The 9517-nt window shown below is 57.0% G+C and carries 13 protein-coding genes and 1 pseudogene; 3 read left to right on the top strand and 11 right to left on the bottom strand.

All coding sequences use genetic code 11. The annotated features are described in order from the left end of the window. Both ABX75_RS29550 and ABX75_RS27650 read left to right on the top strand, forming a co-directional pair. Positions 1–1127, top strand: a pseudogene (locus ABX75_RS29550) (hypothetical protein); the annotation flags it as partial. 69 nt (positions 1128–1196) lie between these two features. Further along, entirely contained in the window at positions 1197–1448 is a 252-nt protein-coding gene (locus ABX75_RS27650; RefSeq protein ID WP_047883099.1) for a hypothetical protein, read from the top strand. Positions 1449–1487: 39 nt separating this feature from the next. On the opposite strand, the gene ABX75_RS27655 is transcribed toward ABX75_RS27650, so the two are convergent. After that, complete coding sequence (locus ABX75_RS27655; protein ID WP_047883100.1) at positions 1488–1952, bottom strand: hypothetical protein; 465 nt, start codon at positions 1950–1952, stop codon at positions 1488–1490. Positions 1953–1986: 34 nt separating this feature from the next. After that, on the bottom strand, positions 1987–2523 hold the full coding sequence (locus ABX75_RS27660) for a hypothetical protein (RefSeq protein ID WP_047883101.1): 537 nt from the start codon (positions 2521–2523) through the stop codon (positions 1987–1989). A 221-nt stretch (positions 2524–2744) separates the two neighbouring features. Between ABX75_RS27660 and ABX75_RS27665 the strand changes: the two genes are divergently transcribed. Beyond that, positions 2745–3692 carry a hypothetical protein gene (locus tag ABX75_RS27665; RefSeq protein WP_242070958.1) on the top strand — a complete coding sequence of 316 codons (948 nt, stop codon included), beginning with the start codon at positions 2745–2747 and terminating at the stop codon, positions 3690–3692. Here ABX75_RS27665 and ABX75_RS27670 read toward each other — a convergent pair. The 9 genes from ABX75_RS27670 to ABX75_RS27705 form a co-directional block, all read right to left on the bottom strand. Beyond that, entirely contained in the window at positions 3613–5553 is a 1941-nt protein-coding gene (locus tag ABX75_RS27670; protein ID WP_011078026.1) for an AAA family ATPase, read from the bottom strand. The two genes, ABX75_RS27665 and ABX75_RS27670, sit on opposite strands and share 80 nt — an antisense overlap. Before the next feature lie 105 nt (positions 5554–5658). Continuing rightward, a complete protein-coding gene (locus tag ABX75_RS27675; RefSeq protein ID WP_011078025.1) occupies positions 5659–5886 on the bottom strand; it encodes a hypothetical protein in 228 nt (75 codons plus the stop codon). A gap of 68 nt (positions 5887–5954) precedes the next feature. Further along, on the bottom strand, positions 5955–6521 hold the full coding sequence (locus tag ABX75_RS27680; protein ID WP_047883104.1) for a hypothetical protein: 567 nt from the start codon (positions 6519–6521) through the stop codon (positions 5955–5957). A 25-nt stretch (positions 6522–6546) separates the two neighbouring features. Beyond that, positions 6547–7029: a ParB N-terminal domain-containing protein gene (locus tag ABX75_RS27685; RefSeq protein WP_011078023.1), complete on the bottom strand. Its 483-nt coding sequence runs from the start codon at positions 7027–7029 to the stop codon at positions 6547–6549. 88 nt (positions 7030–7117) lie between these two features. Next, entirely contained in the window at positions 7118–7867 is a 750-nt protein-coding gene (locus ABX75_RS27690; RefSeq protein WP_011078022.1) for a hypothetical protein, read from the bottom strand. A 12-nt stretch (positions 7868–7879) separates the two neighbouring features. Then, entirely contained in the window at positions 7880–8227 is a 348-nt protein-coding gene (locus ABX75_RS27695) for a hypothetical protein (RefSeq protein ID WP_256203878.1), read from the bottom strand. Between the two features lie 19 nt (positions 8228–8246). Beyond that, complete coding sequence (locus ABX75_RS27700; protein WP_011078020.1) at positions 8247–8657, bottom strand: hypothetical protein; 411 nt, start codon at positions 8655–8657, stop codon at positions 8247–8249. Positions 8658–8678: 21 nt separating this feature from the next. Further along, the gene (locus ABX75_RS28900) at positions 8679–8876 is read right to left on the bottom strand and encodes a hypothetical protein (protein WP_081664090.1); all 198 of its coding nucleotides are present in this window, start codon (positions 8874–8876) and stop codon (positions 8679–8681) included. Between the two features lie 96 nt (positions 8877–8972). Continuing rightward, positions 8973–9517, bottom strand: a 545-nt coding sequence (locus ABX75_RS27705; RefSeq protein WP_047883105.1) for an exodeoxyribonuclease VII large subunit, incomplete at its 5' end; no start/stop codon positions are given.

The following is a 9517-nucleotide window of genomic DNA, read 5'->3' on the forward strand; positions in this document are numbered from 1 at the left end:
CCGCCGACGCCGGCGGGCACGACTGGGTACTCAGCCCTATCGCTGAAATGACCACCATGGACGTGTTCAGCTACATCGGCCAGGTGATCGCCGGCCGGATTGAGTGCTACGACCGCTTCAACCAGCTGGTTGAGATCTACCGCGACATGAATGGCGGTGACTGCATGGTGAATGTCTACCTGGCCGGGAAACAATCCGAGCGCCCAGCGTGTGGCCATCGGACAGGCTGCTGGTCATGTACCCGCGTCTCTCGAGACTCGTCGGCCGAGAGCATGATTGCCAAGGAAGGCGGCGAGTACGACTGGCTCAAGCCCCTGAACGACTTGCGGAACTACATCAAGGCCCGCCACTTCGATCCAAGCGCTCGATGCTGGCTGGCACGGACGGTTGATAAGGAAACGGGGACGATAAAAATCGCTCCGAATTCCTACTCGCCGACATTCACCAAAGAGCTGCTGGGAATCATGCTCACGATCCAGCTCGACGAGTTTGACGCCGCCGAGCAAGCCGGTATCAAGCCGCGCTTCACGCTCCTGGATATCCAGCAACTGCTGGCGGTCGAGGCGCTTTGGGGCCGGTATGGATACCAGAAGCCGTTTACCGCAATGAGGGTGTTCCTGGAGGTCTACGAGCAAGGTGTTCGCTATGAGATCCCAGACATCGCGGCGCTGCCAAAGTACACCGAGGCAGACCTGCGCTACCCCGAGGTCGAGGTGCCGTTCTGTGATGATCAGTACCAGGGAATGTTCAACGGCCTGCGCAGTATTTCCCATGCTGCTGCTGATGCAGAGTTCCTGACCACAACACGCAGTGGGATGGTGGTCATGGATGTGGTGACCAGCAGCGGATTCGAGATCGATCGCGAAGGTGCAGAGCTGTTCGTGAACTTCGAGCTGGATAACGCCCTGTCCCGCGTGACCTTCGACCAGTCTCCGACTGCGGGGCTGCATTACCTGTTGGGGTTGGGAACCATAGCGATCTACAAGGGCGACCATGGCGACTGGGATCGGATGATGCGGATGTCCAACCAGATTTTCAGAAGCGATCTTCAGCCCATTCTGCATGACCGCGCTGCGCTGATAGCCCACCTTGGTGGTAACTCACTGGGTCAGATCGATCTGTTCTGATGAGAGCCGTGTAAGCAACAACCATAATCCTGTGCGACTATACTGTTTTTACATACAGTGAGGCGTGCTATGCCCTCTTCGGAACTGCCGCCATTCGAGCCCGTGACGCTCGACGAGTTGCGTCGCATTTGGTCGGCGCATGAAGATCCCGATATTCGCCGCCTGGCTCTCGAAGTAGTTCGATATCGGCGTGTGCTGGCAGATGTCGACAAGCTCTATAAGACCGTCCACCAGTCTTGGCGCGACCAGGTGGGCGGTGATCTAGTGGCCCTGCACCTCTTGAAACTGGTCATGTATCACGAACGGATGCGCTTGCCCTAATGGCTGGCTGCTTCGTTCTACAGCGCCAGCAGTACGCCATCAGGATTGAATGCGCTCGAAAGTTATTTGGACAGCGCTAACACGTGCGCGATATGCAGCGCGGGAATCTTCCTCCAGCTTCCTTAGGATGGCGCGCCCGGCCAGACTCATTCCGCCGTCACGGAGGCTGCCAAGCTCGAGAACCGCGCTCAGGGCCGCGTAATCACGGTTGAACTGCTCCCCGTCATCTTGATCAGCCGTTCCGTCCTTGATCTTTTCAAAGTAGGACATCACTGCCTCAAAGCGGTTAGTGGCTGACTGAATTATGGTCTGTTCCAGTTGGGGCAACGCTGGATCTGCATTCAAAGCTTCATCGCACCGCCGAGTCAGCAGGTCGTGCAGCAGATCGGCATCATTGGCCGCATCCACGCAATCGCGGTGGAGCGCATTCTCCAAACTGCTCTTCAGCCAGTAGCTGGTTTCCGGGTTGCTGAGTACCGCCTGAATTTCTTCGTTGATGGCCATTGTTGGATTCCTCTGTCCGGAAAGCGTTGTGTGCTCAGCGTTCCGCCGTCGAAGCACTGGAAAGATTGCGGTGTTCCTGGGCAGCCATCGGTTGCTCCATCAGCTCAAACGACGGTGAAATGAACTCGGCCGTGATGGCAGCGGACAGCGCCTCCAGCTCGAAGTCGGTCACCTGAAAGCTCCCCGGCCAGATCCTGATGAGTGCCGATTTTCGTGCGACAAGGAATTTCTCCTGTTTGAGCATGGCCTCGTTGACGGCGATACCAACAGCCTCGGCAAGCGCATCGCGGCTCCTGAAGAAATGAGTCATGGAGGAAAATTGGTAGTCGATCAGCACTCCGTCGACGATCACTTGATTCGGCTTCAGGTCGATGACGACGCGATTCGCCACCACTTTCCGCTCCGTCCACTCAACAAACCAGGCCCCGAGAGCGCCAGCAGCAGCGAGGGTGCCGGTGACTATCCAGGTTCCCTGGCCGGGAGCCTCTACACCAGGTAACAAAGCAAGTGGTCCCAGCAACGTGAGGGGCATAATCCCCAGCCCCAGGATGGCTTTCGACAGATCATTCATTTGGAGAACCTTGATCGCTGATTTCGAGCGATTATTCCACGCTGTCAGCGCCAGCAAGGCCGTATTCAGGCCGTAAAGCGGTCAGAAAACGCTCTTCCTACTCAGGGAGATCATTTCTGTTTGGAGTACTTGTATCTGGCCCTATCAGGCATTGCGCCGGAGGCCGTTGGGATTTCGGTAGGAAATGAGACGGTGGCCACCTCCTACCAGGAACCACCAGCATGGAACTAAACCGCCTCCCCGCTTGGCTTCAGGCTTACCGCGATGGCCATCGTCAAGGCAACGCCCAAGCGCTAGCAGCCTATGCCGATTACTACTGCATGGACGGGTCAGCCGACATGGAGTTGGATATTGAGGAGCGGCTTGGCTACATCCCTCCGCCGATGGTCTCGTATGCAAGCCGAACGGGCACACGCCGCAACCTCGCAGCAATGCGCGGGGCGGGTTGGCGCTTACTCGTTTCTGCGGCCGGGGTTCTGCGCACTGAGGGGTTCCAGCATTACGCCTTGGACAACGGAGCGTGGAGCGCTTTCCAGCAGGGCACGCCGTTCGATGAGCGTGCTTTCGGCCATGCCGTGGATCTACTTGGCGAAGACGCTGACTGGGTTGTCCTACCTGACATCGTGGCAGGTGGGATGGAGTCGCTGGATTTCAGCCTGCGCTGGCTGGATCGGCTAAAGGGATTCCCTCAAAGGTTGCTCATTGCTGTGCAGGATGGAATGGAGCCAGACGATGTGCGTGAGTTCTTGAGCCCATCCGTAGGGATCTTTCTGGGAGGGAGCACCCCTTGGAAGCTACAAACCATGGCTGCCTGGGGTGTCCTTTCTCGACGCCGCAACTGCTACTACCACGTTGGCCGGGTCAACAGCGCTCGACGGATCGGAATGTGCGCTGCCGCCAGTGCTAATTCCTTCGACGGTACTAGCGTGACACGCTTCGCCGACACGCTGCCTGCGCTCCATGCCGCGCTGTGCTATGCCGATGACCAGGGTGATCTTTTCTCTCTAGCCAAGGAGGACGTTGCAGCAACGCCATTCAATTGTTGTTGGCCGCTGCCTTCGAGACAGCACTGTTTCATGGAGCCCACCATCATGAAGATGGGGTTATCTGAGCTTTCGCCGCCGTGGACATATCAGACGCCCAGTCTCGGAGATAACCAGGAACGATGAGCTTGTGTCGAGCTCTCGATCCACCAGTGTAAAGGGCTGCAAAAGCCCTGCTCGCTGCAATGCGGTCACCAGGTCCTACTTGACTGAGCAAGTCTGGTGCGAGCATCACAGCGTCGATCTCTGAATTGCGTGCGTCCATGACCCGGCCGAGCTGTAGCGGGGCTGTCCCTGACGCATCGAGGTTGAGTAACGATGCTTCGAACTCTGATGAGCTATAGCCCTTACTGAGCATCCGGTCGATGCGCTGAAAGCTACTATTTTTGCTGCCCATGTCCGCCCGGAGATCATCCCAGTGGGTGTACCTGAAGAGCGCGCTGTGGGTTGGCCGTACCTGATCATGGAACAGGCCAATGCAATCGAGAATGAACCGGCGGAAAGTGTTGATTGCTCCAGGTAGCAAGCTGAAGGTCGCGCCAGCGCTCCCCAGGCGCTGAAACCACTCGAATAATCCCCACTCGGAATCAACCAGGATGGTCACGGCCCCAGTGGGAACCTCTGGCTTGTCGTAGTAGATAACCTTTGTCTCAATGCCGTTGTTGCCCTCGAGCGAAGCCAATTTCAGTATTGGGTGTTTGTCGATGAGGGGGTTTATGACTCCCTCGATCTGCCGGCCGGCGCGAATGGAGTGGGTGATCTCGTGCTTGCGGAGTGTGCTGGCCCGTTGGTAGTAGCTCCCATCCAGGCGCTGGCATGCGTCACCCAGGGTAATCACGGGTTGGCTACAGCGGTCGAGAAATACAGAGAGTGGCCAGCTCAGGTCGTGCGCTTCGTCGACAATGATGTGGGTGAACTCCAGGCCTATGACCGCCTCGTGAAGAAGGGTCATGTGCTTGATTCGGTGATAACCGCGAAGCGGGAGCTGAAGGCGCTGATCGGTAGGTTCTATGGTCTGGTCCCACAGCCTTTGGGCATACCCTACCAGCACCAAGCGATCTACGACTTCGAGGGTAAGCCCTTTGGGGATGTGCTGCTCTGATAAGGCAAGGTCAGTACTGTTGCAAAAAGAGGCAACCATTCTCGCGCAGGCCGTGGCTACTTGGGCAGGGCTGAGCCTACCGATCGACCCGAAGCCTAACCGGGAAGCGATGTCTTCCGGGGTAACCTGGTGCCGAGCGGATGCCCGTTTGCCAGGCCTGTAGTAACCAAAACTTCGCTCAAGCACATGGTTGGCAAGATCTCCGAACGTCATTCCTCTTACGTTCGCGGCTCCGATTCGCTGCATCAGGGCCTGGAGCTGCACCGCGGTGAACGCCAGCACGAGTGGTCGACATGATGAAAGCGAGTCCACCAAGCGTTCGATCATGTGGGTTTTGCCGGTACCAGCCAGGCCCTGGATATGGATGCTTTCATCGGGTTCGGCGTGGATAACGCGAAACGTCCGGCTCTGCTGATTCGACAGAGAAATTGTTTTCCCCGATGGGGTTTCGAACGAATGCTTGAGCGGGTTGAGCTTTTGGGTGTGCGCCGCACAGAAGTTGAAGTCCCAGTGGCCACCATTCAGGAATTGCTTCGCGTCCAGCGCCTCCTCATCCAGGAAGCGCAGCCGCAGCCTAGGCATAAGCGCCAGCCCTCGCTCAAACAACTCTCGCTTAAATCGGCCGGCAATCAGGCTAGAAAACGTACCAGGTGGATGCGTTTGGCTCAGTTCCGTTCCGACTGAGATCAACTCGGCCAGGGCCTTCTCAACGAGCATTTCGCTTTTCGGCTTTCCGTCCAGGGCCGGTAAATTCTGGATGACAGCTACCGACGCCACTTGGGCCACGTCCCATTGCCCCAGCAGAACACGGGCAGAACCGCTCGGATCAACCAAGGTATCGGCCTGTGAAGCCAGCAGTGGGATGTAAAGAACCGGGTCGGTCACGCTTTCTTCTCGATGGAATGCACATCGTCGACCACCACAGCGCTAGCGCCGGCGGCGGGGCTCAACTATCCAGTGTATGCCAGGCGAGCTGGAGATCACACTGTCTCACCGCCGGTACCAGTTGAGCTGGTAGCACCTGGCGTCCTCGGGAATGTCGCCAGGTGGCCACCGCAGGCAGTCGAGATACAGACGCTCAGGTTTGCTCGGACTGGGCCGGGTACCTTGCACCAGGTAGGCCGACCCACCGGAAGTGAGGATGTAGTCGCCAGCGCTCAGGTCGTCAGCGCCATCGATGTAAAGCTTGCACGGAGTGTAGGGCAGGCGGCTGGCCATATCCTTTTTCCTCAGATTCCAAAGATGGTCAGGGCTTGGGTGCAGCCGGCGATATTTCCACTCCAGTTTTAATCCGTTGACTTCGAGCCAATTTCTTTTGACCTGATCAAGGCTTCCAAGTTGGGCACGACATTGGCGTCTAGGTGATCCCTCATACTCTGGCTCAGATGGTGCTGGTTGGGAATATCAATGCCTTCTTGACTGGCCCATTCCCGCAAAACCCCCAGCAACACCATGCTGACGGTATGGCCATCATCCATATACTGGAGCAGAAAAGCCTTGAGCCTATTCCGTCCCTCATCGGAATGCAGGTCAAAACCTCCTGGCACATCATGTAAGCGATGCGCGATCACGTTGCGATTCTGGAGGAAGCGATCCAACTTTTCGTCGAAGGTGGGATGCAGATCAACCCGCTTCCGCAGCGCTTTGAGCAGTTGTCCCAGTGTGGCTTTTGAGTGTCGTTCAAGCAGAGTGTGAAGCTGTTCAACAGTTTGCAGTGGCTCGCCATGCAAAGGATACGTTAGGCAACAGCTCAACAAGTGCTCAACACCCTGCCCGGCGATCACCGCAAGGCCCAATGTCTTCAGCACATCGTCCTGAACAGGCTTGTAACCCGATTGCACTTCATCTTTCATGATTTTATCAGTCCTTGAGAGCGCTCTAGGGAGCATGTTCGCTTTCGATTTTGCAACGCGCGAAAAGAGCATTGATACGGGCTTGTAGCTCAGGGTCAGCTGCGGCTGCCTCACGAAGTGAGGGCATTTGCTCCATGACCAGATCAGATGCATTCTCTCCAAACTCCTCGATCAGCCTCTCGAGGTTCCCTACCGTCTCTTCGGGGGCGATGGGCTCGCGACTGGTGTTGGCGAGGAGTGAAGATACTGCACAGGCCTCTTCGTCGAGTTGCAGCACACGAATCGGGACGATATCTATCCCCAACTCCGAAGCCGCAAGCCACCGAACCAGACCTCCACCAGGAATGATCTCATAGCGTTCGCCCACCTTTCGAACGAGGATGGGCTCCATGATGCCCAGCTCTTTGATACTGATAGCCATAGCATCCACCTGGCTCTGACTAGGTGGCCTCGCCGGGCCGCTAGCAGGCATGATTTTGCTAGTTTGGATTACGGTTGGAGTGCTCATCAATTTTCCCTTCAGTTCTGAAAACCGCGGCCCAGTTCGTCGGGGGCTTGGCGATACCGCGATTTTCCTAGCGGAAATTTTCTATCGACTAATTCTTCGAGGGCATAACGCTGGTGATGAATGCCGCGCCTTTCAGCGCATCCGTCCAGATGCGGAGAGTTTCGACGGATTGAGGTCTGGCCAGAACCTCGGCGCGCTGAGTGTCCAGGCTGCGCTGCAACTCCTCCAGCTTCTGTGCTGGTGAAACATCTAGGTCCAAGCTCAGGTAGTCCTGCAGGGCTGAGTGGATATCAGACAACAAGCTGGACACCCGACTACGATGCCATTGCGCGGTAGTGTGGTTGGCCCAACGCGGCGCCTCCTCTTGCATTGATTTGCGCAACGCCAGGTGGCTCGGCAAATAGACGGCATGCCCCAACACCACCTGAACAACAAGGTGCAGTTCCAGTATCCGCAACTGCTCGGCCACTGTATCGCTGGGGAAGGAGAAGCGGGCTTTAACCAGTTGGCCGGCTTCCCGCGCCCACTGCTGGCGTTTTTTGGCCCTGGCTTTCTCTGCGCGGTCTTTGCGCTCCTTGGCATGCTCGACGTTGTACTTCACCGAGTCCAAAAGTGCTGCGGCGTTGGTCAGCAACTCCCGTTGCTCGTGAGAAAGTTTCCCGCCAAGACGTCCAAGCAGCGAATTGTTCTGCGTAAACGCACGTAGCTCGCGGGCGGCGGTGGTAAGGCCCGTCTGCACACTGCGCATTTCCTTGGCGCTGAAGTACGCGCCAACTTCCATCACCACGTCCGCGGTAATTCCCGTCGCCTTCGTCAGCTCATCACGTTGATTTGCCATGATTATTTCCATCTATGCTGGAGTAAGGATGCGATAGGCGACGCCTGGAACAGCTAGTGGGATACCCAGCGCATAAAGCCAGGGAGAAATCATACCGCCGAACAGCGCCGCCCCCAGCAAGGCGTGCCCGAGAGCAAAAATCAGCATCCCGCCGATACCTCCTCGATAGACGCCGACGAAACTGATAAATACGGCCGCGCCAGCCGCTATGGAAAGCGGGATGTTGGCCATTGCAAGGGGGTTTGCACCAGCGCCAAAGATCAAGGCCCCCAACATGATCGAAAGCAGAGAAGCGGCCCTGAGTGGCATATCCCAGCTACCAGATCCATCGCTTTCATGATTGTTTTTTTGTGTGTTCACTCGGTCCCTTCCGTAGAAATCAGTTGAAGAAGCCCTCGGCCTCCAGCTCTTTGTACTGCTGCTCAAGAATCCAACCTCGAATCTGCTCAGCAGACAACCTGCCAGGCGAAACCTGCAAATCCTTGGATGCAGCCTCGCGGCTTGCTTCAATCTCTGCCTCTTCGGCCAACTCGATCAGCAACTCATCCTCTTCGGTGCGACTCCGGCCAACGGCGATCCTTGAAAAATCGTACTTATTGGCGCAGCGGCGGCAGAACAGCAAGGCCACCTTCGCATTCTCGACTTCGACCTCCGCCATTTCACCTCGAAGCCCACGCCATGTCTCGTTTGCCACGGTAATGGTTACGGTCGATTGCCCGTCAGTAATCCAGGCATTGCACCGCGAGCAATTCGTGATGACGTGCTTGATAGGGGTAACGGTCGCGGTCACAGGGATTCTCCTACTTATTGCTCAGCTCCGACCATCATATTGAGCCTTTGAACGTTTCTCCCAGTAAACACCGAGCAGAACCACATACCAAAATGCAAGGACAAGCCAAGCGCCCCAATGCCAGCGGCGCGGATCTGGATGAACGTCAAATGCGAAATAGGCGTAAACCAACGCGGTGATCGCTACCAAATTTCGGAACAAGCTAGCTACGGTCGTCATTTGTCTTTTCCAGTGCAGGTGGCCAGGATAACGGCAATTCGCACAACCCCAACTCACTGAGACAAGTTTCCCATACCTCTCGAGGATGTGACTCCATCAATGCGGAGTCGCCACATCCGCAGTGACATGGCCATCGGCAAACGCCAGATCCAGCTTGCCCGCATCGCGAGCCTGCTCGGCGCTGCTGATTATCACCCCACCAGGGCCACGGACTAAGGCAAAGCCTCTCCCGAGCAGTGCAAGCGGATTTGTCTTGTCGTAGACCGTGCATGCAAGCTCCAGGCGCGAAATTTCCTTGGCGATCAGCGCTCTACTCAGGGAAGCCACCCTCGAGGCGGCAAACAGCCCCCTTTGGCGCTCAGCTGCACACAGACCAGCCCCGAGCCTTGAAAATCGATCCTGCGCGAGCTGGAGGGCCATGCGCTGTTGGCTGAGGAGGCGGTCCCGGCCTTTGTCGAGGCTGCTTTGCTGTTGCAACAGTTGCCGATGCTCCCCATGGAGCGTTTCCGTCACCCGCCGGCTGAAGGTGCTCCAAGCGCGATCCAGATGCGGGGCTTGCCCAGACACCAGGCGCAAGATCATGCCGTTGGCCCGCTCGACCTGAGCCCGAGCAGTTGAGGCCTCAGACATGAGCGCTGTTT

It is taken from the genome of Pseudomonas sp. ARP3 (assembly GCF_001029595.1).
Lineage (GTDB): Bacteria > Pseudomonadota > Gammaproteobacteria > Pseudomonadales > Pseudomonadaceae > Aquipseudomonas > Aquipseudomonas rhodesiae.

Coding starts and splice junctions, on each gene's coding strand:
- ABX75_RS27650 (WP_047883099.1), top strand. CDS start 1,197: ATGCCCTCTTCGGAACTGCCGCCATTCGAGCCCGTGACGCTCGACGAG.
- ABX75_RS27655 (WP_047883100.1), bottom strand. CDS start 1,952: ATGGCCATCAACGAAGAAATTCAGGCGGTACTCAGCAACCCGGAAACC.
- ABX75_RS27660 (WP_047883101.1), bottom strand. CDS start 2,523: ATGAATGATCTGTCGAAAGCCATCCTGGGGCTGGGGATTATGCCCCTC.
- ABX75_RS27665 (WP_242070958.1), top strand. CDS start 2,745: ATGGAACTAAACCGCCTCCCCGCTTGGCTTCAGGCTTACCGCGATGGC.
- ABX75_RS27675 (WP_011078025.1), bottom strand. CDS start 5,886: ATGGCCAGCCGCCTGCCCTACACTCCGTGCAAGCTTTACATCGATGGC.
- ABX75_RS27680 (WP_047883104.1), bottom strand. CDS start 6,521: ATGAAAGATGAAGTGCAATCGGGTTACAAGCCTGTTCAGGACGATGTG.
- ABX75_RS27685 (WP_011078023.1), bottom strand. CDS start 7,029: ATGAGCACTCCAACCGTAATCCAAACTAGCAAAATCATGCCTGCTAGC.
- ABX75_RS27690 (WP_011078022.1), bottom strand. CDS start 7,867: ATGGCAAATCAACGTGATGAGCTGACGAAGGCGACGGGAATTACCGCG.
- ABX75_RS28900 (WP_081664090.1), bottom strand. CDS start 8,876: ATGACGACCGTAGCTAGCTTGTTCCGAAATTTGGTAGCGATCACCGCG.